The organism is Clostridium sp. CM027, from assembly GCF_024730565.1.
In the GTDB taxonomy this organism is placed as follows: domain Bacteria; phylum Bacillota; class Clostridia; order Clostridiales; family Clostridiaceae; genus Clostridium_AD; species Clostridium_AD estertheticum_B.
In genome coordinates this window covers 1,914,550-1,939,897 of sequence record NZ_CP077725.1, presented here as the reverse complement: position 1 = coordinate 1,939,897, position 25,348 = coordinate 1,914,550, and the positions used below count along the sequence as shown (strand labels likewise).

The window sequence follows — 25,348 nt, the reverse complement described above, 5'->3', positions numbered from 1 at the left end:
TACTTTTATTTTATAGGAAATTGAAGAATTATAAATAATTTAAATAACGTATCTGCAAATTTTATAAATTAGAAGCAAATAAAAGATTATTAACATAATTTATTGCATTATCTTATTATTATGTTAGAATTTATATATATGTTATTGTTTTAAGATTCTAAATAATTAGAGTTACTTTTGTATTTGAAAATCTGTGCTTGTTTATACTTTGAAGTTTAAAGCTGCAGCATGCCTGTAGCTTTTTATATTTTAAATGAAAAGATTAGATTATTAGTAAGAGTTTCCGGAAAGCTTTGGATACTTTTGTACTATTTAAGAAGGAGTGAATATATTGAGTTTTAATGTTTATAATACTATGACTAGAAATAAAGATGAGTTTGTACCTTATAAAGAAGGTAAGGTGGGAATGTATACTTGTGGACCTACAGTGTACAACTATGCACATATAGGCAATTTAAGGACATATATTTTTGAAGATGTACTTAAAAAATCCTTAGAGTATTTTAATTATAAAGTTAAACATGTAATGAATGTAACTGACGTAGGGCACCTTCAATCGGATGGGGATGAAGGGGAAGATAAAATGGCATTAGGTGCAAGCCGTGAGCATAAAACAGTATGGGAAATTGCTAAGTTTTATGAAGATGCTTTTTTTGAAGATTGTAAAAAACTTAATATAAAAAGACCTACTATTGTATGTAGAGCTACAGATCATATACAGGATATGATAGATTTTATAAAAAAACTTGAAGAAAAAGGATACACTTATGTATCTAATGGAAATGTGTATTTTGAAATTGACAAATTTGAAGACTATACTAAGCTTGCAAACCTTAGCATAGATGAACTGAAAGCAGGAAGTAGAATAGAAATAGATCCTAATAAGAAAAACCCACTTGATTTTGTACTATGGTTTACAAACTCTAAGTTTTCTAATCAAATTATGCAGTGGGAGTCACCATGGGGCAAGGGGTTTCCAGGTTGGCATTTAGAATGCTCGGCAATGTCTGTTAAATATATTGGTGAATGTTTAGATATTCACTGTGGTGGAGTGGATCATATTGCGATACATCACACTAATGAAGTAGCTCAATCTGAAGGAGTATTAGGACATAAATGGGTAAAATACTGGATGCATGGAGAGTTTTTAGTACTAGATAGTGGTAAAATGTCAAAATCTACTGGGAATTTTTTAACTGTAGCAAGACTTGAAGAAGAAGGATATAGTCCTCTTGATTATAGATATTTCTGTCTTCAATCTAAATATAGAAAACAGTTAGTGTTTAGTTTCGACAGTTTAAATGACGCTAGGAATGGCTACAAAAAACTTAAAGAGAGAATTGCTACTGTTTTAAACTCTATAAATCAAAATGATGTAACGAGTGGTGAGAAAACTAACGCATACAAAGAAAAATTCTCATCATATATCAGTGATGATTTAAATATAGCAAATGCTTTCACTGTACTTTTTGATGTTTTAAAAGATGGTGAACTTAATAATAAGGAAAAAGCTATACTTATAGAAGATTTTGATAAAATATTCTCATTAGATCTTATGACAATTGAAAAGGAAGATACAAATGTAGATGAAGAGCTTATAAATAAGCTTATAATTGAAAGAACTGACGCAAGAGAGAGTAAAAACTGGGCAAGAGCAGATGAGATAAGAAATGAATTTATAGCTATGAATATCGAACTTTTTGATACTAAGGAAGGAACGACTTGGAAAGTTAAATAAGTATGAATTAATAAGGCATCTATGGGCAATAATCATAGATGCCTTGTTTTATCTAAACTAAATAGGATGGACCGAGTAGGAATTATTCTATTTTACTTCTTTTTGAAGCCGCCTGGATTTTTTCATCGCTGCCAAGTCGTTTTGGTAATCTAGCATCATCATTTTTCTTAATCATAATTTGCTCTTGGGTAGTGTAATTGTAGTTTTTTGAATCTTTTCTTGCCATGGATATTGCCACCTTTCTAAAGTTTAACGACATTTCAGAAGGAAAGTCTCCCACTTCTACAAGTGGGAGTTACATGCCCTAACAAATAAAAAACTTCAGTGGGAGTATAAATCTCCTTCTGAAGTCGTTGATATTGCAGCTCCGCAGGAGATGATTTAATGAAATATTAGTTTCTCCAATATTCAGAGTATAATGCATCTAAATTATAACTAAATTTCCAATGTTTTTACAAAATAATAGAAATTAAATTAATAATGTGATAAAATTTTAAAAAAGGAAGTGATAAGAAAATTTAGTTTATAATATTATGTATAGCTTAAGGCAGAAAGTAATATATTTTAAATAAAACAATTAAAATCTGAGGTGATAAATATGGATAGATCAGCTTTGAAAGCTTCAATAGCAATTGCAGTTATTGGTATGATTTTAATATCAGTTATATATTTTAGACCGGTGAGCATTGAAAGAAACTATGGTGGATATATGTATGATGAGAATAGTGAATTTAACAAATCAACTGAAATTAAGCTTGTTGGAGAATTAAAAAAGAAATTATCTTTGAATTATGAATTTACTGGAAGTGTAGAAGTAGATGGTATTAAAGAGAAGGTTATTCTAAAGAGAATATGGGCGAAGAACAATGTTTTTAAGACTACGGGATATAGCACTTTTATAGAAGCTAAAAATAGTAAAACAGGGCAATATGAAGTGACTGGAACGCTTAATACATCAAAGAACTTCAATGAAATACTTATAAGAGTAGCTGAAGTAGATAACAAATATAATGGTAAATTTGATATTTGTGGGCCAAGTAGTACTGTGAAAGAGGCAAAAGGTATAATAACAAATATGGGAAAAAATAATTAACGTGTATTGGAGGAGTTGTATTGTCTAAAGAATTAATTTTAAAATTAAAGCCATACTTAAGTGAAAAAATATGGGGATGGGAGAAATGGGTACTTTCATGTCATGAAGAGGGAAATTCTACGGTGCAAGAAGGAATTTATGAAGGACGAGAATTGTCTGAAATTTTAGGATGTGGTAGTGATTTTCCTATACTAAATAAAATTATAAAAGCAGAAGATACCTTATCAGTACAAGTACATCCAAATGATGATTATGCTAAAAGGGTTGAAAATGCTAATGGAAAAACAGAATGTTGGTATATATTGGAAGCTAAAAAGGGAGCGACTTTAGTATCAGGAATAAAGAAAGGTTTAAATAAAGAAAAGCTAAGGCAAATTATAAAAGAAGGTAAACTAGAAGATTATTTAGAACGAATCAATATAAGCAGGGGAGATTTCATCTACATACCAGCGGGTACGGTACATGCTATAGAATCTGGTGTAAAGCTTATTGAGGTGCAACAAAATAGCAACATTACTTATAGACTTCATGACTGGGGACGAGGCAGAGAAGTGCATATTGAAAAATCCTTAGATGTTATAGATTATGATGGTAAGAATAAAGGTGGGAAAATTGATAATTTTAATAAATTAGAGACACCTTATTTTAAAGTGGAAAAAATTATTGTCAATAACAATTATATAGACATAGTTAATGATAGTTTCCATAGCTACACTGTAATATGTGGCGAGGGAGTAATAAAAGTGAGTAATGGGCAAATGAAATTAAAAGAAGAAGAAACAGTTTATATATCAAAAGGAATAGAGTATACACTTGAAGGTAATATGGAATTAATTAAATCTAGTGTGTAGAGGATTAATGACATTTCAAAAGGGAGGTCTTAAACTTCTACAAGTGAGGGTTCCGTGTTATAACAAAAATAAAACTTCAGTGGGAGTGAAAATCTCCTTCCGAAGTCGTTAATATTGTATTTTCGCGGAAGATAGTTAATGCTAGGCAAGTTATGAAGGAGCGTTTAAAAATGAAAAGGATGAAGTTTTTAAAAAAAACAATGATATTGGGTACAGTGATTTTTGTGTTTTTGGCAGCTGGATGCGCTAATACGGAAAAAGATAATGTCGATAGTAAACCTAAAGCAACAAAAGAGGTAGAACCTACTCCAGTAGTTAAAAAACAAACAGAAAAAGGAGCTAATGACAAAAATCCAATGGTTACTATAGTAATGGAAGATGGCTCGACTATTAAGGTAGAATTATATCCAGAAATTGCACCGAATACAGTTAGAAATTTTGTTTCTTTAGTCCAGAGTGGTTATTATAATGGATTAATTTTTCATAGGGTAATACCAGGTTTTATGATACAAGGAGGAGACCCAGAAGGAACGGGCACGGGCGGCCCCGGGTATACAATAAGCGGCGAGTTTAGTAATAATAGTTTCGACAACCCTTTAAAACATGAAAGAGGAGTAGTATCTATGGCTAGAAGTGCTGATAAAGACTCAGCTGGTTCACAGTTTTTTATAATGATTAAGGAAAGTAGCAACTTAGATGGTGATTATGCTGCTTTTGGTAAGGTTACAGAAGGTATGGAAACAGTGGATAAAATAGTAGCTGTTGAGACTGGGAGTAATGATAAACCTAAAAAAGATCAAAAGATGAAAAAAGTTACTGTGGACACGTTTGGAGTAAAGTATGGTGAAGTTGAGAATGTAAAATAAAATTATAAGAAATGCCCCTAGTGAGTTAAGTTCACTAGGGGCATCTTTTATATGTTTCGTGATTTTAAATTACATTAATACGAAGATTTTGTCTGTTTTTCATAATTATCTGTACATTTAGATTGGTTTTTAAAAATTCTTACAAATCTAATAGAGAATATATCACACATTACCAGATCATTTGAACCACTTTCTTGAATGACAATAAAACTAATACCAACTTCTTTTAATATGCCTTCGCGATCAACCCACATACCAGTTCCAATTAAAAATTCTACTTTTATATATTTACCTATTTGGGTAGATAACCAACCTTGATTATAAAGTGGATTATCTACTATGGGTGAGACAGGTGGCATTTCACGGTGCTGGTTATTATCAGGGGTTGGCATCGCAGGTCTTTCTCTTGTATTATCATCTGTACCAAATTTTGGAATAGGTGCCATTGGGGGTTCAGAAAACACAGGAACACTGTCCCACATTGGAATTTGATTAAAATTGTTAGGTGGTGCTATAAACATAAAATATCCTCCTTAAAAATTATATTAAATTATTATCTAAAGGTATAGTTAGTAATGCTTTTTAATTAAGTAGTAAAATACTTCGCTGTGGGATTGTAAAAGCAATGTAGACCTACACTGACTTGATAGATACCACTACCATTGAAAGGGAATTCATCTGGACATGGTGCATAGGGATTAAAATACCATAAGGACTCACCTGTTGTATATAATCTATTGCCAGCTAAAGCCCAATCAGCAATATCATAATGTATCTGCTCTGGTCGACTTGCCCAAATGGTTTGTGGGTTAGTCACACCACGAATTACAGATCTTGCACAATCAAATTGTCCTTCCTGAAATATGATATTCCTTAAATCACCTTGACCTATCCTAAGATATTCACCATCTGCTACGTGCACTCTGTTCATAACTACAGAGGCAACAGCTTTCATCCCATTTTCGCCTTCTCCACCAGCCTCACATTGTAGTATTCTAGCCAATAACTCCCTAGCACTGAAAGCCATAAATAGTCATCTCCTTAATTCGCTCTACAGTGTTATTATATTCAGGGAGTTAATAATGGTACTTAAAAAAACAAAGAAATTTTTTATTTACAAGGAAACTGTAAGATTTATTGGGTATTTAATAAATTGTGAGAGATAGCTATATAGCATTAAAGAAACTCTAATAAAAATCCTATTGGCATATTGTTAGTAACATTTAACATGAATACATGGTAAATCAATGGGAAGTTTGATATAATTACCTTGTATTTGTGTTCTCTTTTGTTAAGCTATTATTATTTGTGGTAAAACAATAATAGCAAATGCATTTTATATTTGTATATACTTTCGCGTAAAGGATATTAGATACCCAATATACCTATATTTATATATATATTATTATTGGATAAGGTATGACTATAAAAAGAAAATATCACTTAAAATTTTATATTTATACATATGTTATTAGATGAATAAGTTATGAAACATTTATACAAGAGGTGAATTATGCTAAATAGTGGAGATATATTAGACAAAAAATATGTAGTAATTAAAATTTTAGGCAAGGGTGGAATGGGCACCGTTTATTTATGCGAAAATATAATTCAGGGTAATTTTTGGGCTATAAAAGAAGTAATAAAAAATACAAAAAATATAGATATTTTAACAGAGGCTAACATTTTAAAAAATCTAAGCCATCCAGGTATTCGGAGAATAGTTGATATATTTTATGAAAATAACAATCTATATATGGTTCAAGATTACGTAGAGGGTCAAACACTAAAGGAGTATGTTAAGGTAAATGGTAGAATACAGACAGAAAAAACTTGCCGGATTACATCTGATTTATGTGATATTATAGGATATTTACATAATCAAAATCCAGCTATTATATATAGAGATATAAAACCATCGAACATAATTATAACAATCAGTGAAAAAGTTGTTTTGATTGATTTTGGTATTTCGAAAATTTATAAGGGTGACAAGTCGCAAGACACAGTGTGCGCAGGTTCTAATGGATATGCGGCTCCAGAGCAATACGGCTTAGGGAAATGTTGTACGCAAACAGATATATATGGCATCGGAATGTTAGTATACTTTATGGTGAAAGGGAAGACCCCTTTCACAGGTATAGAACCTCTTTTGGACGAAAATTATGGGCCTGATATTAATGAAAAATTAAAAATAATAATACAGAAGTGCGTTAAGATTGATATTAAGGATAGATATATTTCGGTTAAAGATCTAAAAAAAGAAATTTTAGAAGTATTAAAAAAAGATAAATATGAAAAAATAGCGGGTTTGAGTGACTATAATATTAGCACAAATGTGGGGACTAAAAAAGCTAAAACAAAAATCACAAATAAAGGGAAGTTAACAAAAATTAAAAATGGGTTTTTCTGTTGTCTAGTTGTAACTCTAGCAAGCATTTATATTTTCCATGGGAATAAAAAAGAAAGTACAGTTATGAACACTATAGATAGGACCGAAATAGTGAGCCCCGTAGTAGGGTCATCAAGTATAGAGAAAGATGCTATTAAGGAGGCTATAAAGAAGTCTGTTAAGACACCTATTATAAGCCATGTAAAGGTAGCAACTAGTTATATTACACAAGATAGCTCAATAAAAGAAAAAACGCCGCAATTATCTAAAGCAAAGGATAAAGAAAAACGAAAAAACAAACAAACAAACATAGTAAAAAAGATTAAATAAATGAGATATTTAGAAATGGATGTAGATGTATAGAGCTGGACAGGTAATAATAATTTAAATTAATTTGGACTGTTAATAAGGTTAATTTATATTAATCGTTCCAATTGCCTAATATAGTGCTATAATATGGTTAGGAAATAATAATATGAGAATTAATGATGATTTTACAACATAAGATATGGGGGGAGTAACAATGAGAAGAAGAATATTACCTTTACTTATAGCTATTGGACTAGTTATGTCAGTAAGTAAGCCGATGTTCGCAGTGTCACTAACGCAGCAGTTAGATAATCAAAAGAAGCAGCTGCTAGAACAACAGGGTTCATATAGTTTGTCACAAAAGAATTCTGACCAATTAGAGATATCTATTGAAATGTTAGATTTAGATATTGGGAACATGAACGCAGGAATTGATAAAGCAAAAAATGAGATATATAGTACTGAGAAAAAAATAGAGAAGACTACAAAAGATATAGTAGTTGCCGAGCACAATATAAAGGGCGAGGAATCTGTATTTAATGAAAGAATGAGAGCAATGTATATGAACGGAGCAGATAGTTATTTAGAGATACTACTTGATTCTGAAGGAGTCGAAGACCTTATCTCAAGAGTAGAAAATGTTAAAAAAATTGTAGAATATGATAACAAAATTATTAAAGAATTAAATGAGAAAAAGAAAATTATTGAGGATAGAAAAAAAGCTCTTAATGATAAAAAAGTAAAAGTTCTAGCGTTAAAAGCTAATAATGAAATTAAATTGGACGAGCTTAGTGCAAAGAAAAAAGAACAAGGACTACTAGTAGTAGAAGCTAATAAACAGGAAGAATTGAATAAAAATGAGATGATAAAAATACAGGCTTCAGTAGACAGTACTACGAATCAAATAAAAGATGAAGCAGATCAAAAACGTAAATACGATATGGCAATAGATACTAAAAAAACTCAAGAAAATACCCCATCAAGAGGGCAGGTAAGTACCGCAGTGAAAAATGAAACAAATGATGAAAAAGAAATAGTTGAAGAGGTAAGCAAACCAAAACCAACCTTACCAAAACCAACTTTACCAAAACCGACTTTACCAAAACCAACTTTACCAATTGGTTCAAATGAAGTAATAGAATATGCTAAAACTTTCCTGGGAACACCATATGTGTGGGGAGCAACGGGTCCAAATTCATTTGATTGTTCAGGTTTTACTCAATATGTATATGCACATTTTGGAGTTACTACAGGTAGAGATACTTATGCTCAGATAACTCACGGATCATATGTGTCTAGAGAGAATTTACAACCAGGAGATTTGGTATTCTTTGGATCAGGAAGTCCTCACCATGTTGGTATTTATGTAGGAAATAATTCATACATACACGCACCAAGCACAGGGGATGTAGTTAAAATATCACAATTAACGAGAAGTGATTATATGTCTGCAAGAAGAGTTAGATAGCAACATGTAAAATAACATAAAATGATTCACAGAAATAATATAATAGGTTTGATTGATGATTTTTAAAACACCGTGGTTAATTTTAACCACGGTGTTTTAAAATCATTTTTCTCTGTAATCAGCAAGAAGTAAGTCGACCATTGCACCATAGCTTTTTGTTCCCGATTGTTGATTTTGAGATTTAAGATAAGTGTCGTTAATTTTATCTCCTATTTTTTCTATAGGACCGGAGTACATTTCCCAAAAAGATTGGTTGTACTTCAAGTCATTAATTACACCTGTGCTACAAGTTAAAATCAATTCTTTATATTTTTGTGAATCACTTTTTTGTAATGCATTTAATGAATAAGATAATGCTGCAAGTGTTCCAGAGTATTGAAAATCTATATACGGATGATTTATACAAGCTATATATGCAATATAGTTTGCTTCATCTTCTTTGGCAAAGCCTCTTTGATGGGCCATTTCGTGAACCGTGGTAAATGGAAGGAATGAATCAGGTTCTGCCATATTAATATTTGCTTCGTTAGTAAAAGGAAAATAAAAACCTGTAATTCCTGTATAGCACATTGGACTTGAAAGTAATATACCCTTAGGTATTCCATAGTTACCTTTTAATGCAGCATATTTAAGTGAAACTTTATCATATCCTAATTGAGCAGTTTTTAGGATATACTTTTTATTATAAGAAAGTTCCATTACACCATATTGGTTTTCGTTTGTTTTTTTTCTTAGAGAACTTGAACTATTTATAAGATGCATGCAAAGTGAAGCAAGTTCATTTGAAGATGACGAGCGGACATTTAACTGAAATATTTTATTGAGTGTAAGTCTTTGATAATTAAATCCCCATAAAAACTGGAATGAAAAATATATTAATCCGGATGCAGCAAGTATATTTAAAACAAAGTGTTTTAAAATACCTAATCTTTTATTTTCATATTTGTATAAGTCAAAAGTTGTTTTTAAAATATACAATAACGCGAAAGTTACAAAGAAAATAATTGTAAGTTCTGCAAGAGAAAATGGTAAGAAGTGGGTAATTGCACTTAAAATATTAGCAATTATTTTATAAAAAAATGATGAATAGTATTTTTCTATAAGAGTCGGAAACATTCTAGATATTTGAGTTAGGAGAATACCTAAGGGTAAAAGCAAGATTAAAAATGATGATTTCTTCTTACAGGAAAAAAACTTCAAACGAAGCACCTCCTTTATATATTTATAACTCCCATGTTTTAGTTGTTTGTATAAATTGAATGTAAATATAATTAATTATACAAAAATCTCCAAGTGAAATGTTTACTTGGAGATTTTTTATATTATTTTCTTTGTTGTAATAAGTCTCTAATTTCACTTAATAGCACTTCTTCATTTGAAATTTTGGGAGCGATAATTTTTTCGATTTCTTTCTTTTTAACAGATTGTATAGCTTTTATAAATATAAAAAGTGAAAAAGCAATTATTAAAAAGTCTATGATAGATTGAATAAATAAACCATATTTAATTGACAATGCTACTCCACCGGCTATAGATGAAGGTATATCATATTGTAAACTACTAAAATTAATTCCACCCATTAATATGCCAAGGAAGGGCATTATAATTTCATTCACTAAAGAGGTAACTATTTTAGAAAACGCCGCACCTATAACAACAGCTATTGCTAAATCTAATACACTCCCTTTAAGAGCAAATTTCTTAAATTCTTTCAACATATGTGGAACACTTCCTTTCAATGCATATACTAGAAATTTTAAAAGTATTTATATTATATCATATATTATTTATACTAAAAAAATAATTTTGAAAAATATGATTGTTATACTCATTTGCATATGACTTAGCTGAAACAATACTAAGTAATTATTTAATTACGCTTGTTGTTTTTGAACTTCTACTCCTAATCTCCACCACAATAAAAATAACTAAAGGTATTATAACTTCAAATACAAAAGAATAATATGGCAATATATTCAAAGTCCAGGATGACATTTCCATGGTACTCTCGTAAACAAAAAAAGAGAAGTTAAACATTAGAAGAGCTACAGGTGTTGCAATAAATTTGTAATCATTAAATCCAAAAACCTTGGAAATTCCATTGCAAACTGCAAAAATACATATACTTACTTTAACAAAGACGCATACTAAAAATTGAATAGCTACTGTCATTTCGAGTCTTTGAAGCAAATTACCTAGGTGAATAAGGCTTATTACCGTGGGAGAAGGGAAATATAATCTTGATAAGGTTCCACTTCCTAATACTAAAATATTTCTTAATGTTGCTAAAAATATAAGCCCTCCACCCACTAGTAAGCCTACCATAAATGTTTTTTTATAATTTCTAACTTTAGATATATTAGAAAATACCATTGTAAAAATTACGGTTTCACCAAATGGATAAGTAAAACTTGAGAAAGCACCTCTTAGAAGTGGAGCGGCACCGCTACTTAGTATTGGTTTTAATTTGCTTATATTCATTTGTGAAATTGAAAATATAGAGACAGTAAAAAATATTAGAATTACAATCCAAATGAAGAACTCAGACCATCTTCCTAAGACTTCAATACCTTCTTTTAAACACCATATAAGAAGTATAGTAAAAAAAATCATAGGAACTACCACTGGTGTATCAGGTAACGCTAAGATATCAGTAAATTCTGATAAGCTTCTAAGAGTTAAGGAGCCATCATGAAAGGCAAACCATATCATTAGTATACTTATTGTTTTCCCTATAAACTTCCCCATAACGATTTGAAGTATATCAAATAAATCTTTCCCAGGATATGAGGATAAAATTTTAGAAAACATAAGTAACAATATAATAGACCACAAAATAGCAATAATTATTGCTATCCAGGCATCTTGTTTTGCATCGCCTCCTCCAGATCCTCTTAAAAAAGAAGTTCCAATTATAAAAAGTATTATAAGTATTGTAGCTTGTCTTTCAGAAATAACTTCATTTTTCATTTATGCCTCCCATACTATTTGCTGTAATGATAAACAGTAAATAAACTAATTTGATTTGCCAAATATCGAAACTACAATATTTTTTATTTGATTCGATGGACTTGGTAACTGTACTCCTAAAGTTAGAAGAATGCTAATTATCATTGAAAATATAATCAGAGAAAAATAAAGTGCTATTTTACCAATATCTTTTTCTTTTAATAGTACGACAGTTTCAAAAAACATTACTATGATATAAAAAATTATTACAAGTAAAAACATTTATAAATTCTCCTTTGATTATTTTTCTATTGAAATAGGATTTGTTGTTGTACCACTACCCTTTATTTTCAGGTGCACGTTAACTTCAGTCTTTAGACCTATCAAAATATCTTCTCCATTATTTTTGTAAGTCTCACTTACTTTTGGTTTTTCTTTTTTGAAAATTTCTCCAAAACCTAAAACGTCGCTATGGTAATTTTTCTGTAATTTACTAATTAAAGATTGTATATTATCTTCAATTTTTTTTTCTGCTTCACTCTTAAGTATTTTTAAATTTTCCTCTTTAATAAAATCTTTAGTTCCTCCAACCTCAGATATAGTTACAACTGGGTATATATCAATTATAAGTGATGATATTCCATTGTTATAAAGGGGGGTTAATTTAGTTTTATTTTCATGTATTTCTAAGGTTATGCTGGTGCCAGAACCTGAAACATCTTTCAAAGTAATTAACCCTTGTTTTATTTTGTTCTGAATCATAAGCATGTATAGGGTTTCGTCTCCATCTATATATCCTACAAGCTTATCGGACTTAAAAATAGCAGAGCCATTTAAATTAGGAACTATAGTTCCAGCATTAAGCTCATTTTTAACTGTAGCTATTGCTTCAGACTTACCTTCTGAAGACATTGCATCGACAAATAACCATAACATTGAGTTAGGAAATTTAGAGAGTGTTTCCCATGAAGTCATGGCATCATTAAGATGAAATGAAGTTACGTTATTAAGATTAACCTTAGTTTTTAAAATTTCGGCAGCACTATCACCCTTTGCTATTAGAATCCACATATCTGATCTAAGGCTGGAGTCTCTATGGGCCCAATCGATCACCGGAATTACCCCTTCATTTGCGACTGGCTCACTTATTATTAGCACCTTTTCAGCACTCCAAAAAAGTTTTAAACCAGTTTTTTTTATCATATTTCTCACCGCATTAAATATACTGTCACCTTCGGAGCTATATAGCTCAGAACCAATGGTTGAGGAACCACCTTGACGTTGCGTGGTTATAACTTCTGTTGTAACAATATATTTATTTGTTGATATATCCTTATCTATAGCAACGCCAGCTACTATTGCTAATGTGTCTATTTCGCTATAGTTCCAGCACCCGCATAATATAATAGGACACATAGCTATAATAAAAATTATGATTACGATTTTTTTTTTCATTTGGAGTCTCTCTTTCTTAATTTTTTTTGACGCCTTTTATTTTTTGTAAATAGCTTCGGTCTTAAATACATATCCCACCAGGGAGCTCTAATTACCGTATCTTTTATATCCTGAATAGAAAAAGAAGGGATGTTAGTCATATAAGGTATACCAAAGGAACGAATAGACATCATATGAAGAACTAAACCCATTACGCCAAAAATGTAACCATATAAACCTAGGAAGGAAGATAATAATAAAAAAATTATTCGTATCTCTACTATTCCTAACACTTGAGGTAGCATAATGCTTGAAATTCCAGTTAGTGCAGTAACTATTACTATAGGGGCACTGACTAGTCTTGCGTTAACAGCAGCATCACCAAGCACTAAGGCACCTACTATACTAATTGCTCCGCCAATATGTTTAGGCATTCTAAGACCTGCTTCTTTAAGTATCTCAAATACAATCATCATGCCCATGGCTTCTACAATTGAAGGAAAAGGTAATCCTTGTCTCGCAGAATATATACTTAAAAGAAGTGGAGTTGGAATAAGTTCTTGATGGAAGGTAACAAGTGCTACATATATAGCTGAAGTACTAGTACTAATAAAAAAACATAACCATCGAAGAAATCTGACAAAGGAGGAATATAAAAAATTGTTATAATAGTCTTCATTGCTCTGAAAAACCTCAACAAAGATAGTTGGAAGAGTTAAAACAACAGGAGTTCCATCGCAGAGAACTGCAAACCTTCCTTCTAGAAGTTTACCTGCTACCACATCAGGTCTTTCTGTATTAAAAATAGTCCTAAAGGGAGAATAAGGGGCATCTTTAATTAATTCCTCTATGTAACCAGAATCTAAAATACCATCAATATCAATATTATTAAGCCGCGTCATTAGCTCTTTATGTATAGGTTCCATTGCTATACCTTTAATATAACATACACATATTTGAGTTTTAGTTTGTTCACCAATTCTCATGAATTCGAATTTTAAGTTAGGATTAATAAGCTTCCTCCTAATAAGTGTAATATTTAAATTCATTGATTCGGTAAAGCCTTCCCGAGGTCCCCTAATTATAGTTTCTGATTGAGGTTCTGAAATTGCCCTTTTTTCCCATCCTATAGTACCGATGGAAATTACTTCAGCCAAACCATCTATGAAAAGCATAGTTTTTCCGTATATAATTTCATTAATAATATTATCAACAATAGATGTTTTTTTGTTGTCTGCAGTTAAAAGTATTTTTTGCATTAAAATATCCATAATGTTACTATCATTAATCTCAGATATATCACCTAACAAAAGTGGCTTTATAATATCCTCATTAATTGTTTTCAGATTTGCCATTCCATCAATATAAACAAGCGTACACTTAGTGCTAGTAGGTTTGCCAATTGATAGATCTCTATATACGACTGTTGTGTCATTAATAAAAATGTTTTTTATCATATTAATATTTTCATCTAATGATTTTACTAGGTTTATATTTGAAAAGTCATTTGCATTCATAAATAAAACATCCTTTGTATTATAATAATTAACTACATATAGATATTTTAGCCAATTTGTAAATGATTTAATCATATACATTTTGCTCAACATCCTAAAATACTCTCTCCAAATCTGAACTTTCTTTGGTAAAAATATAAAAAAAGGACGGTTAATAACTAATTGCATGCAATTAGTTATTAACCGTCCCCATATTTTCTTGTTTTATTTGAAATATTCGCGAACGAAATCAGGTACATATGCGGTTTCAATATTTAAATAAGTAATATCATCACCGTTTTTCATATGTAGACCTAAAGCATACTGTCCTTCAACATTTTGTGAGTAGTTTGTTAGACAGGTTTCAAGCTTAGTTTTATCAGTGATTTTAAGTCTTTTTACATTGACGGTTTCATCCGAAAGATTAATTCCTCCATGGGGGTTGCTAGGGTTTCTTTTTTCTATAATAGCATAGTCTATATCTTCAGGCAAAATTCTAGCCTTAGAATAGTATCCATTTTGTTTTAACCAATTTTCAAATTCTTTATAGGATTTTTTCCAAGATAAATTTATTCTTTCATCATTTGATAATAATATATCAATACTCGCCCATGAATCTCTTGAATCTATGATGCTTTCATAAGTTTCATTTAAAGCCTCATTTTTCAAAATATCTGTTGCTTCTTTAATTTTTGTTTGGTTTGCTATTGTTATCCCATTATTTTTATATCTTGAGTTAATTGAAATTTTATCAATGGATTTATAATCGGTGTTTAAAATACTATTATGAAATTCTTTATATTCCTTTGATTCATATATAGGTTTTAGATATTTTCCATACTCATCTTGTGGAATATTATATTGTCTTTTTATTTGCTTTCCATTTTTCAAGTTATATAGAATATCAAATTGCTTATTTGTATTTGAAGCGTACTTTAAAGTTTTTTTATCAGTTATAAGCTTACTATGCAATTTCACAATGTTATTAAGAGTTTGTATTTCATGATAAGCAGATATTGGGTTGTCCTCCTTTAAACTAGTTGTATAATAGAACCCATTATCTATAACAATGCTGTCGATATTTTCTATAGTAGGAATTCGTTTTTCATATCCAATAATATCAGAATTAATAACAAGTGCTAGTAGGGCGATAATACCTGCGTACATGAAATACCCCTTTATATTTCTAAAAATTCTTAGGGATTTAGTTATTATAATTTCTGCAATAATATATCCAATTACAGAGCCTATAACATATCCGAGTATAATAAAGCGTATATCATAGCCTCCGCTTTTAAAATACGTTCCACCTACTAGCATACAGCAGAAGGTTATGCCATATTTAAATACAGGCTGTAGATGTTTAAAAGCAACAACATTAGATGCAGCTTCTAAATTTCTTTTATGGTATGCGAATCTAGCTACAAGGTAAAGAATAATACATAAAATTATATATATAAATATTTCCATTGAAGTCATTGGTGTATTAGTTAAAAATCTTGTAATTGGAGAAAAAAATTCTATGCTATTATTTATATAGTAGTTACTGGCAATGCCATAAATAAAGAAGTCAAGATTATAACTAATTAAGGCAGTTAATCCAAGCGGTAAAAATAAAAATATATACGTAAGTATTCCCTGTGCAGTTGAAAGTCCTGTGAACATACCAACTAAAACACTTGAAAGAAAAATAACAATATTAAATAAAATTGTTAGTCCAGCCCAGAACATAACATTATTAACCGTAAAGTGAATGTTAGCAGTGTTTAAATTTAAAGATTCTTTAAGTAATAATGAAGAAAGTGCAGTGATAATTACTGGTAATACAAGAAGCAGTATTCCTATAAATATATGGTTATCATATAACTTCACCCTTTTTATAGGAAGAGCGTGAATCATATCTACAGATTTTTTGTTTTGTATGTATCTAAATAATAGTATAGCAGTTAAAACCGGTATAACTGCAGTGGACATCAATAGTATGTTATTATTAAAAATATCTTTCATTGATGAAGAATACTCTGGATGAGCGGTGTTACTAGCGTTCATCATCAATATTTTAAAAGGTACTTCAAATAATAAAAATATTGTGTAACATATGCCTATCCAGCCAAAGCGTTTTATATCATTTACGAGTACCCCTTTATTAAAGCATGATGTTTTCAATTTCATAGTTAACGGCCCCCATTTCATATATAAATATTTCTTCTAATGTAAGAGTAAGAACATCCATAATCACAGGATTAAATTTATTAAAGTAATTAATAACATCAGACTTATTTCCTCTAACAATTAGAAGAAGCACTATTCCTCTTTCTTCCTTGTGGAGTATATTAGCACCGCTAAGAAGTTCTTTTGGTACTTTATCCTTAAAGGCAATTTGTATTTTATGCACATCAGATTTTAACGCATCTAAATCTTTTTCTACTATGAGAGTTCCTTTATGAAGAATTCCTAAATGGTCACAGATATCTTCTAATTCCCTTAAATTGTGGGAAGAAATAATAATAGTCATTTCTTTGTCCGCCACATCTTGGATTATTAAGTTTTTGACCTTTTGCCTCATAACTGGATCTAAGCCGTCAAGTGGTTCATCTAAAATCATAACCTTAGGCATAGTTGATAGTGCAAGCCAAAAGGCAACCTGTCTTTGCATACCTTTAGATAAACTATTTATTTTTTTATTTACATCCATATCAAATACTTTTATTAGATTTTCAAATCTTTCATTGTTCCATTTAGGATAAATATTTTTATAATAGTTAGCCATATTATCTATTGTATATTGGGAAAAGAAATAAAGGGAATCTGGTATAAATACAATTTCTGATTTGGTTAATACATTCTCAAACACATTTTCACCAGCTATTTGAACTATTCCCGTGTCCTGTTTATAGATACCTGCTAAAAGCTTTAAAAGAGTTGTTTTTCCGGCACCGTTTGAACCTACAAGGCCGTAAATAGAGCCTTTATTAACATTAAGGTTTACATTTTGTAATGCTTCTAAATCAGCAAAGGATTTAGAAACATTTTTTACTGAAATCATATTTATTCCTCCTTCTTATTAGTTTGTATTTGTGAAATTATTTTTAAAATATATTCTTTTGTCATCCCCATATACATCGCCTCAGACAGTATTTTTGTTAATTCATTTTCTATTTTCTTTAGGTTTTCAGAATCTGCTACTTTTGCGGAGGGAGTAACGAAACTGCCTTTTCCTTTTATGGAGTGAATATATCCTTGTATTTCTAGTTCCTTATACGCTTTTTGAATAGTATTGGGGTTCATAGTAAGCTCCATTGAAATAGTGCGCACTGAAGGTAGTTGCTGATTAGGCTTCAATATTTCACTAATTATAAGCTGCTTAAGCTTTTCTACTAGTTGTTCGTAAAGGGGCAGACGACTTCTTAAATCTAATTCAAACATCTTATTCCTCCTTTCTTTTTTATTTTGAATGTATAATCCTAGTGTGTCAACTGTATTATTGAACGCAATACAGATATAGTATAGAGGATAAATATTACATTGTAAAGGTGTAAATATAAAATTAAATTATTTATAATCGTATAGGATAAGTACAAAATTCATCGCGAACAATCAAAAATGTATTGTTATTCACTTATATGTATGGTAAAATACATTTATATTAACTGGTTAACGCCAGTTATTACTGAGACTAAACTAGATAACAACATATCCTCTTTTTAGAATATAATTGTTAATCGATTGTTAGATCTTAATATTTGAAAAAGGAGGAATGTTTAAAATGGCAGATAAAACTTTAGTATGTAAAGACTGTGGTAAAGATTTCGTATTCACTGAAGGCGAACAAGAATTCTACAAAGAAAAAGGATTCGACAATGAACCTCAAAGATGTGTTGATTGCAGAAGAGCAAGAAAACAACAAAATGACAGAGGATTCAGAAACTAGTAAAAAAAGTAATATAAACCCTATAGGATTAAACCTATAGGGTTTGTTTTTTTTGAAGGCAATTGGGAGACTATCAGTAGTTATCCTAATTAGGAAAGGGCATTTTTTTAATTTTTTAATTTTATGTTCTTTGGATTATTATAAAACTTAACAATTTCCCACCAACCAGTAGAAGCAGCACCAAGGATGCAGGCTAGTATAGCGGTTTTAAAATTCAGCGCTACAGTTTTAAAAATAGGATGAGCAGCTGGAATATACACTATTGAAAATAACATCATTAAGGCTAAGCTATTAATGTAAAGTCTAGCTTTGCTACCTTTTTCCTTAAAAATACTAAATAGATACTTAGTGTTGGATCTATTAACTAAGACTAAAATTACATTTCCGACTATCAGGCTCATTAAAGAAAAAGTTCTTGCATAGTCTGCACTTAGACCTGAGTCAACCATATAGTGGAAAGGTAAAAATGCTGCTAAAAACATTGTTGTACCCTGTAATAAAACTTTTTTTGTTAATGCTCTCGTTAGTAGAGGTTCATCAGGCAAGCGTGGGGGCTGATCCATTATATAATCTTCTGCTGGTTCACCTTCAAAAACTATAGAGCAGGTTGGATCCAAAATTAACTCTAAAAGAACAATATGAACAGGTAGTAATATTTGTGGTAAGTTAAAAACAGGTGAAAATAACGCTAAGGCCATAATAGGAATGTGAATTATCATTATATATACCATAGCTTTACGAATGTTATCAAAAACCCTTCTTCCATCTTCTATGGAGTGAACTATAGTTGTAAAATTATCATCCATTAGAATCATATCGGCAGCTTCTTTCGCAACCTCTGTTCCTCTTTTTCCCATTGCAATACCTATATTAGCATTTTTTAGAGCTGGGGCATCGTTTACGCCATCACCAGTCATTGCAACAATTTCACCGTTCTTTTTAAGTGCCTTAACTATCTTCATTTTATGTTCTGGAATTACTCTTGAGAAAATATCACAATGCTTCACTGCCTCGCAAAGTTCATAGTCGGTCATAGCATCAATTTCATCTCCAGTAATAGCAGAGTTATTAAAATTAAGACCTATCTCATGTCCTATGGCTATAGCTGTTTTAGAATAATCTCCAGTTATCATCATTACCCTTACTCCAGCTTTTTTGCATATATTTATAGCATCCTGTACGCCTTCTTTCGGTGGATCTTGAAGTCCGATTAATCCCTTAAAACATAATCTATACTGCTCTAAATTATCTTTAAGGGTACAAGTTACTAAATCAGCCAGTACAATAACTCTTAACCCGGTGATAGCCATATCATCAATAATATTTAAAATTTTGGGTTCTTCATTTGGACTTAGATTACATAGTGGCAATATAGTTTCTGGGGAACCTTTAGCTGCTATATAATAGGTATCATTTTCTTTGTAAATGTTCGCCATTCTTTTGGTTTTAGGATCAAAAGCATATTTTTTAGCTAACTCAATATTGTAAAGCTCATTTATGTCTATTTTATCAGTGCCAGCTGCAACTATCGCTTTTTCCATAGGATCGTAGGGATCTTTTTCGCAAGCTAAAACTAAAAGCTTAGCTAAATCTTTATCCAGAAGTTTATCTGGGTCTATAAATTCATTGTTATATATAGTTTTTACCCTCATAATATTTTGTGTGATTGTTCCTGTTTTATCTACGCAAAGAACGGTGGTGGAACCTAAAGTTTCCACAGCGGGTATACTGCGAATTAAGGTGTTCTTTTTAGCTAACCTAAATGCGCCTAGGGATAAGAAGATTGTAAGTACTACGGGGAACTCTTCTGGAATAATGGCCATAGCCAAGGTTATACCTGCGAGTATACTCTCAACAAATTCACCAGTATGCATATAGGAAAAACTTATTACTATAATGCATAAAATAAAGCCAGCAATAGCTAATGTTTTTACTAAATTAGATACTTTCTTTTGAAGAGGAGAGGGTTCCTGATTTGTTTCATTTATAGCTTTTCCTATTTTTCCATATTCCGTTTCAAAGCCTATTGTCCTTACTCTAGCAGTGCATTTCCCGAAATTAGACAAAGTACCTGCATATAAATAATCCTGTTTCCAGTATTCCTTAGAGGAATCTATAGCTCCGGTGGGTAGCTTATATACAGGTTCGCTTTCTCCAGTTAGAGAAGATTCATCCACTGAAAAGTTTGATTCCTGTATTACTTCACAATCTGCTGGAATACGATCTCCTTCTGATAAAAAAATTATATCAGAAGGCACAAGTTCGCAGCTTTTAATTACTTGTTTTTTTTCATCCCTAAGGGCTATAACATGGGGTGCCGTCAAATCTTTTAAAGCATCCATAGTTTTTTCGGTTTTCCATTCCTGAACGAAGGTTATAGTAGCAACAAAAATAACAAAAATAAGCATTATACTACCTTCTCTTGGTTCACCTAAAATAAAATATAAAGTTGAGGCTCCTGCTAATAATAAAAACATAGGCTCTTTGAATACACTTAAAAATTTTATTATGGGATTAGACTTTTTAACTTTCAAAAGCTCATTAAAACCATATTTTTCTCTAAGAGTTTTTACCTCGATCTTACTCAAACCTTTTAATGAATTATCTTTCACTTATTACACCTCATTATCAATTAATAATACATATACTAACTACTATATGTTATGAATGTAGAAATGTTAAAGGTCTCAAAAAAAATAATATAAATATATATTATCAATTGAGAATTATATGCAGATATTAATGAGAATTAATTGTGAATAATATGCATTAATATATGTTGTTAATTGTTAATAAACAAGTGGATAGGAGAAACGATACCTATTTTTATGATGCTGTTTTTTTGATATGCTATAACTACAGAGCTTCATAATATATCTACAGTAGTAGTAAGGTGAAAATTTTGATTAATAAGACGAAACTGTAGTGAATGATATTAAAAAAACTGGATAAAATAATACTATGGTTTATTTTATTAAATTAAAGATATAAAGTATCTGTGTGAGATATTAATAATGGTTTCTAATTGATAACAACAATTAAAAACTATTGAAAATATCATTGACATACTTTAGTTTTACGCATATTATAAAAATATAGACTAAAACTAATTGAGAATAACAATTTTATATTCTTGTTAGGTGAGGTTACTGTATAGAAATATGCTACTGCCCAGAAATGTCGAGAGACGCCAATGGGTCAGCAGGTACTACCGGATTAAGGTTTTACTTAATGTAGCTGACAACATTCATAGATAATATGAATGATTATGTTCTACGCTTTACAGTGCTAAAACTCAACGAGTGGAGAAGGTATTATTTGATTCGTATTGAATCTCTTCACTTGTTGTGGAGAGATTTTTTATTTTATGATATTTTAGAAGGAAAGTCTCCCACGTCTATAAGTGGAAGTTGCATACTATAACAAAGAAAAAACTTCAGTGGGAGTCTAAATATCCTTCTGAAGTCATTGATATTGCAGCTTCGCAGAAGATGATTTAAGGAGGTGATTGACATGGATGATGGCCCTGCGGATAGTAATTTAATAAACAAATTTAATGAATTTTATATCATTACCATAGCCAATCGCTATTTGATAGATATGTTTTATTAAATATGTATTAGTTATGGTAGAAATATAAGGTTGCAGCATCGAAGACGATGATTTAACTAATTAAGTTTATTTAGATTACTATGAGATGTGTTAATTTTAATTCATAATACAAATCATAGGAGGTTTTAAAATGAAACATACAGTAAGTTTTATTAAAAGAAAATTTGGACTATTTGACATTATAATATTTGCATCAATAATAGCAGTATTGTATATTTTGGTGTCACCAAGTATTAACCATACTTCAACTGGTCAAAGTGTAGTGATTTCAACGAGTTTATCAAAGCTTCCAATTTATGCTCTTAAGTCAGTTGGAAGAATGACGGCAGCATATATTTTATCATTAATATTTACATTTATATACGGATATATGGCTGCCCATAATGAAAAGGCAGAGAAGGTTCTGGTACCTATACTTGATATTTTGCAATCAATTCCTGTACTTTCATTCTTGCCAGCTGTTGTTTTGGGATTAGTTGCAGTATTCCCTAATAATAACATAGGAATTGAAATTGCTTCAATTATTTTGATTTTTACTGGGCAGGCATGGAATATGACCTTCAGCTTTTATCATTCAATTAAGAATATTCCAAGAGATTTAAAAGAAGCAACTGAAGTTTTTCAATTAAGTAAATGGCAACAATTTAAAACCATGGAACTTCCATTTTCAGCTATAGGTCTTGTTTGGAATAGCATGATGTCTTGGGCTGGTGGTTGGTTCTTTCTAATGGCGTGTGAAATGTTTACCATAAAGGATAGAAATTTTAGACTTGAGGGTTTAGGATCTTATCTTCAAACAGCAGCTAATGAGGGAGATGAAAAAGCACTCTTGTGGGGAATAATTACATTAGTACTAGTGATTGTACTGCTAAACGAATTGGTTTGGAAGCCTGTAATTGTATGGGCTGATAAATTCAAAGTAGAGCTTACTGGGAATGATGAAAAATCCCACTCCTTCATTCTTACAATGATAAGACGTTCAGTGATTATTGAATTTCTATCAGAAAAGGTATTTAGTAAAATTAAATTTTTTGCTAATAATATTATTGATAATTTAATAGGCAGATTTAGTAGTAGCAAATATTCGAGGGTTAGTATTTTAGGGAAGTTTATAAGCATAATAGTACGAATTATAATAATTATTTTACTTTGTTATTCGTTATTTAACGCGTTAAAACTTGTATCTACGGTTTCTCTTAATGAATTAAGCAAGTTTATTCCAGCAGTAGGAGCATCACTATTAAGAGTACTTGCTGCACAAGTTATAGCACTTTTATGGACAGTACCAGTTGGAGTTGCTATAGGAATGAATAAAAAGCTAGCAAATATATTTCAACCGATTATCCAAGTTATAGCATCGGTTCCAGCTACTGCACTATTTCCTGTAGTATTGGGATTATTTATGAATGCTGTTGGAGGATTAAGTATAGCATCAGTCTTTCTGATGTTAATGGGAACGCAATGGTATATATTGTTTAATGTAATTGCAGGAGCAATGGCAATACCAGAGGATTTGGTAGCAGCTAGTAAGACTTTTGGACTTAAAGGCTTTAAAAAGTGGAAGATACTAATACTACCAGCAATATTTCCCTATCTCATAACTGGAATGATTACAGCTACAGGTGGATGCTGGAATGCCACTATAGTATCTGAATATGTAAATTTTGGGAAAGAGACATTTAGCACTATAGGAATTGGCGCATTAATATCAGATGCAAGTAATAGTGGGGATTTTCCAATGCTTATTCTTAGCACAATCGTTATGTGTATAGTGGTAGTTACATTCAATAAGTTGATTTGGAAACCATTGTATAATTTAGCAGAAGTGAAGTATAAAATTGAACTATAGTAAGATAGAAAGAGGTGTTAGTAATGGCAAAGGTAAAAGAGTTTATTAAAGTAAGCGGAATAACTAAATATTATGGAGGTTCAGATAAGCCTACAATTGAAAATATAAATATAGATATTAATGAAGGCGATTTTGTTGGGATACTCGGACCATCTGGATCTGGTAAATCAACTATATTAAGAATAGTAACAGGTCTAATTCAGCCTGATAAAGGTGAAGTTTTATTTGATGGAAAAAGAGTTAACGGCGTTAACCCCTACGCATCTATAGTATTTCAAACATTTGCTTTATATCCATGGCTAACTGTACTTGAAAATGTAGAACTTGGGCTTAAAGCTAAAGGGTTTCCTAAAGAATATACAAGAGAGAAAGCAGAAGATTTAATAAATCTTATAGGACTAGATGGATTTGAAGAGGCATATCCTAAAGAATTATCAGGTGGTATGAGGCAAAGGGTTGGATTTGCTAGGGCGCTCGCCGTTGAACCTAAACTTCTATGTTTGGACGAACCTTTTTCTGCACTAGATTTTTTAACCGCTGAAAATTTAAGAACTGAGCTTATAGATTTATGGACTGATAAAAGAATGCCAATGAAAAGTGTGATAATGATTACTCACAATATTGAAGAAGCAGTACTTATGGCTAATAAAATAATAATATTAAGCAAAAATCCTGCAAGGGTAATTGCAGAATTAAAGGTAGACCTTCCTCACCCTAGAAATAGGAAGTCTCCCGAGTTTGAAAGTATTGTAGATAACATCTATAAGGTTTTGACCAGTGGGAAATTGGAAGAAAAGATTGAAGACAAAGAAGTAACTGAAGCTATTAATGAAAATAAAGAAAAACCTGTTCTAATACCGAAAGCTCCTATAGGAGTTATGTCAGGTCTTCTTGAGCTTATTGACGATAATGATGGCAAAATGGATATCTATCAGCTTGGACGTGATTTAATGATGGAGAGTGATGATTTACTTCCAAATATTGAGGGTACATGTATGCTTAATTTCGCAGAGATAAAAGAGGGTGATATAATTATTACGACGCTTGGAAAAGAATTCGTTGAAGCTGATATAGAAGATAGTAAAACTATATTTAAAAATCAGATTAAAAATATTTCAACTTTTAGGGTTATTGAAAATGTGTTAAATAGTAAGAGAAATAAGACTATGAAAGAAGAATTTTTTAAGGAACTATTTATGCAGCATTTTTCAACTTATGAAGTAGAAAATACAATGGGCTCAATAATTGATTGGGGTAGGTATGCAGAGGTATTTAATTACGATCATGACTCTGAAGAATTATTTTTAGAAAATGAGGATAATAACGGTTATATCAATTAGTATTAAATTCACACCAGGAA

22 protein-coding genes, 1 pseudogene and 1 riboswitch are annotated in these 25,348 nt (G+C 30.8%); of the genes and pseudogenes, 10 read left to right on the top strand and 13 right to left on the bottom strand.

From position 1 onward, the window contains the following. Positions 1-331 precede the first annotated feature (331 nt). On the top strand, positions 332-1,738 hold the full coding sequence (gene cysS, locus KTC92_RS09170; protein WP_220286465.1) for a cysteine--tRNA ligase: 1,407 nt from the start codon (positions 332-334) through the stop codon (positions 1,736-1,738). An 82-nt stretch (positions 1,739-1,820) separates the two neighbouring features. On the opposite strand, the gene KTC92_RS09165 is transcribed toward cysS, so the two are convergent. Then, positions 1,821-1,964, bottom strand: a complete 144-nt coding sequence (locus KTC92_RS09165; RefSeq protein WP_165413030.1) for a hypothetical protein — start codon at positions 1,962-1,964, stop codon at positions 1,821-1,823. Positions 1,965-2,336: 372 nt separating this feature from the next. Here KTC92_RS09165 and KTC92_RS09160 point away from each other — a divergent pair, with 372 nt between their 5' ends. From KTC92_RS09160 to KTC92_RS09150, 3 genes are all read left to right on the top strand, one after another. Continuing rightward, positions 2,337-2,831 (top strand): hypothetical protein, encoded by a 495-nt coding sequence (locus KTC92_RS09160; protein ID WP_220286464.1) that lies wholly within the window; start codon positions 2,337-2,339, stop codon positions 2,829-2,831. Between the two features lie 20 nt (positions 2,832-2,851). Continuing rightward, the gene (locus KTC92_RS09155) at positions 2,852-3,682 is read left to right on the top strand and encodes a type I phosphomannose isomerase catalytic subunit (protein ID WP_216302689.1); all 831 of its coding nucleotides are present in this window, start codon (positions 2,852-2,854) and stop codon (positions 3,680-3,682) included. A 170-nt stretch (positions 3,683-3,852) separates the two neighbouring features. After that, positions 3,853-4,548, top strand: coding sequence for a peptidylprolyl isomerase (locus tag KTC92_RS09150; RefSeq protein WP_253198144.1), 696 nt, complete (start codon positions 3,853-3,855; stop codon positions 4,546-4,548). 74 nt (positions 4,549-4,622) lie between these two features. Here the strand turns inward: KTC92_RS09150 and KTC92_RS09145 are convergent, their stop codons facing one another. Then, positions 4,623-5,069: a hypothetical protein gene (locus KTC92_RS09145; protein WP_220286463.1), complete on the bottom strand. Its 447-nt coding sequence runs from the start codon at positions 5,067-5,069 to the stop codon at positions 4,623-4,625. Between the two features lie 65 nt (positions 5,070-5,134). Continuing rightward, positions 5,135-5,575, bottom strand: coding sequence for a cell wall hydrolase (locus tag KTC92_RS09140; protein WP_216302691.1), 441 nt, complete (start codon positions 5,573-5,575; stop codon positions 5,135-5,137). Positions 5,576-6,061: 486 nt separating this feature from the next. Between KTC92_RS09140 and KTC92_RS09135 the strand changes: the two genes are divergently transcribed. The 3 genes and pseudogenes from KTC92_RS09135 (at position 6,062) to KTC92_RS18685 (ending at position 8,717) form a co-directional block, all read left to right on the top strand. Continuing rightward, entirely contained in the window at positions 6,062-7,270 is a 1,209-nt protein-coding gene (locus KTC92_RS09135; protein WP_216302692.1) for a serine/threonine-protein kinase, read from the top strand. A 1,062-nt stretch (positions 7,271-8,332) separates the two neighbouring features. Next, positions 8,333-8,380: pseudogene (locus KTC92_RS18690) on the top strand (hypothetical protein); the annotation flags it as partial. 40 nt (positions 8,381-8,420) lie between these two features. Further along, positions 8,421-8,717 (top strand): C40 family peptidase, encoded by a 297-nt coding sequence (locus KTC92_RS18685; RefSeq protein WP_366510001.1) that lies wholly within the window; start codon positions 8,421-8,423, stop codon positions 8,715-8,717. Positions 8,718-8,819: 102 nt separating this feature from the next. Here the strand turns inward: KTC92_RS18685 and KTC92_RS09125 are convergent, their stop codons facing one another. From KTC92_RS09125 to KTC92_RS09085, 9 genes are all read right to left on the bottom strand, one after another. Then, positions 8,820-9,917, bottom strand: a complete 1,098-nt coding sequence (locus tag KTC92_RS09125; RefSeq protein WP_216302694.1) for a DUF3810 domain-containing protein — start codon at positions 9,915-9,917, stop codon at positions 8,820-8,822. 122 nt (positions 9,918-10,039) lie between these two features. Continuing rightward, positions 10,040-10,435: a large-conductance mechanosensitive channel protein MscL gene (gene mscL, locus KTC92_RS09120; protein ID WP_216302695.1), complete on the bottom strand. Its 396-nt coding sequence runs from the start codon at positions 10,433-10,435 to the stop codon at positions 10,040-10,042. Between the two features lie 148 nt (positions 10,436-10,583). After that, positions 10,584-11,687 carry an endospore germination permease gene (locus KTC92_RS09115; RefSeq protein ID WP_216302696.1) on the bottom strand — a complete coding sequence of 368 codons (1,104 nt, stop codon included), beginning with the start codon at positions 11,685-11,687 and terminating at the stop codon, positions 10,584-10,586. Between the two features lie 45 nt (positions 11,688-11,732). Then, positions 11,733-11,948 (bottom strand): hypothetical protein, encoded by a 216-nt coding sequence (locus KTC92_RS09110; protein WP_216302697.1) that lies wholly within the window; start codon positions 11,946-11,948, stop codon positions 11,733-11,735. An 18-nt stretch (positions 11,949-11,966) separates the two neighbouring features. Further along, positions 11,967-13,121: a Ger(x)C family spore germination protein gene (locus tag KTC92_RS09105; protein ID WP_216302698.1), complete on the bottom strand. Its 1,155-nt coding sequence runs from the start codon at positions 13,119-13,121 to the stop codon at positions 11,967-11,969. After that, a complete protein-coding gene (locus KTC92_RS09100) occupies positions 13,118-14,698 on the bottom strand; it encodes a spore germination protein (RefSeq protein ID WP_216302699.1) in 1,581 nt (526 codons plus the stop codon). Before KTC92_RS09100 ends, KTC92_RS09105 begins: the two co-directional genes overlap by 4 nt. Positions 14,699-14,821: 123 nt before the next feature. After that, positions 14,822-16,768, bottom strand: coding sequence for a DUF6449 domain-containing protein (locus KTC92_RS09095; protein WP_220286461.1), 1,947 nt, complete (start codon positions 16,766-16,768; stop codon positions 14,822-14,824). After that, positions 16,743-17,642: an ABC transporter ATP-binding protein gene (locus KTC92_RS09090; RefSeq protein ID WP_220286460.1), complete on the bottom strand. Its 900-nt coding sequence runs from the start codon at positions 17,640-17,642 to the stop codon at positions 16,743-16,745. The genes KTC92_RS09095 and KTC92_RS09090 overlap by 26 nt, the downstream gene beginning before the upstream one ends. A gap of 2 nt (positions 17,643-17,644) precedes the next feature. Continuing rightward, positions 17,645-18,022 (bottom strand): GntR family transcriptional regulator, encoded by a 378-nt coding sequence (locus KTC92_RS09085; RefSeq protein WP_216302702.1) that lies wholly within the window; start codon positions 18,020-18,022, stop codon positions 17,645-17,647. A 340-nt stretch (positions 18,023-18,362) separates the two neighbouring features. Here KTC92_RS09085 and KTC92_RS09080 point away from each other — a divergent pair, with 340 nt between their 5' ends. Beyond that, positions 18,363-18,527, top strand: a complete 165-nt coding sequence (locus KTC92_RS09080; protein WP_165413014.1) for a zinc-ribbon domain-containing protein — start codon at positions 18,363-18,365, stop codon at positions 18,525-18,527. 107 nt (positions 18,528-18,634) lie between these two features. Here the strand turns inward: KTC92_RS09080 and KTC92_RS09075 are convergent, their stop codons facing one another. Next, positions 18,635-21,139 (bottom strand): cation-translocating P-type ATPase, encoded by a 2,505-nt coding sequence (locus KTC92_RS09075; RefSeq protein ID WP_220286459.1) that lies wholly within the window; start codon positions 21,137-21,139, stop codon positions 18,635-18,637. Positions 21,140-21,652: 513 nt separating this feature from the next. After that, positions 21,653-21,842: riboswitch (M-box (ykoK) riboswitch) on the top strand. 427 nt (positions 21,843-22,269) lie between these two features. Here KTC92_RS09075 and KTC92_RS09070 point away from each other — a divergent pair. Further along, entirely contained in the window at positions 22,270-23,988 is a 1,719-nt protein-coding gene (locus tag KTC92_RS09070; protein WP_220286458.1) for an ABC transporter permease subunit, read from the top strand. Between the two features lie 23 nt (positions 23,989-24,011). Beyond that, positions 24,012-25,328, top strand: coding sequence for a nitrate/sulfonate/bicarbonate ABC transporter ATP-binding protein (locus tag KTC92_RS09065; protein ID WP_216302705.1), 1,317 nt, complete (start codon positions 24,012-24,014; stop codon positions 25,326-25,328). The last annotated feature ends 20 nt before the right edge of the window (positions 25,329-25,348 follow it).

Bases quoted from the DNA above. Each gene is read 5' to 3' on its own strand.
- KTC92_RS09090 (WP_220286460.1), bottom strand. From the start codon at position 17,642: ATGATTTCAGTAAAAAATGTTTCTAAATCCTTTGCTGATTTAGAAGCA.
- KTC92_RS09135 (WP_216302692.1), top strand. From the start codon at position 6,062: ATGCTAAATAGTGGAGATATATTAGACAAAAAATATGTAGTAATTAAA.
- mscL (WP_216302695.1), bottom strand. From the start codon at position 10,435: ATGTTGAAAGAATTTAAGAAATTTGCTCTTAAAGGGAGTGTATTAGAT.
- KTC92_RS09150 (WP_253198144.1), top strand. From the start codon at position 3,853: ATGAAAAGGATGAAGTTTTTAAAAAAAACAATGATATTGGGTACAGTG.
- KTC92_RS09080 (WP_165413014.1), top strand. From the start codon at position 18,363: ATGGCAGATAAAACTTTAGTATGTAAAGACTGTGGTAAAGATTTCGTA.
- KTC92_RS09145 (WP_220286463.1), bottom strand. From the start codon at position 5,069: ATGTTTATAGCACCACCTAACAATTTTAATCAAATTCCAATGTGGGAC.
- KTC92_RS09070 (WP_220286458.1), top strand. From the start codon at position 22,270: ATGAAACATACAGTAAGTTTTATTAAAAGAAAATTTGGACTATTTGAC.
- KTC92_RS09100 (WP_216302699.1), bottom strand. From the start codon at position 14,698: ATGTATATGATTAAATCATTTACAAATTGGCTAAAATATCTATATGTA.
- KTC92_RS09105 (WP_216302698.1), bottom strand. From the start codon at position 13,121: ATGAAAAAAAAAATCGTAATCATAATTTTTATTATAGCTATGTGTCCT.
- KTC92_RS09065 (WP_216302705.1), top strand. From the start codon at position 24,012: ATGGCAAAGGTAAAAGAGTTTATTAAAGTAAGCGGAATAACTAAATAT.
- KTC92_RS09165 (WP_165413030.1), bottom strand. From the start codon at position 1,964: ATGGCAAGAAAAGATTCAAAAAACTACAATTACACTACCCAAGAGCAA.
- KTC92_RS09085 (WP_216302702.1), bottom strand. From the start codon at position 18,022: ATGTTTGAATTAGATTTAAGAAGTCGTCTGCCCCTTTACGAACAACTA.
- KTC92_RS09160 (WP_220286464.1), top strand. From the start codon at position 2,337: ATGGATAGATCAGCTTTGAAAGCTTCAATAGCAATTGCAGTTATTGGT.
- KTC92_RS09095 (WP_220286461.1), bottom strand. From the start codon at position 16,768: ATGAAATTGAAAACATCATGCTTTAATAAAGGGGTACTCGTAAATGAT.
- KTC92_RS09110 (WP_216302697.1), bottom strand. From the start codon at position 11,948: ATGTTTTTACTTGTAATAATTTTTTATATCATAGTAATGTTTTTTGAA.
- KTC92_RS09140 (WP_216302691.1), bottom strand. From the start codon at position 5,575: ATGGCTTTCAGTGCTAGGGAGTTATTGGCTAGAATACTACAATGTGAG.
- KTC92_RS09115 (WP_216302696.1), bottom strand. From the start codon at position 11,687: ATGAAAAATGAAGTTATTTCTGAAAGACAAGCTACAATACTTATAATA.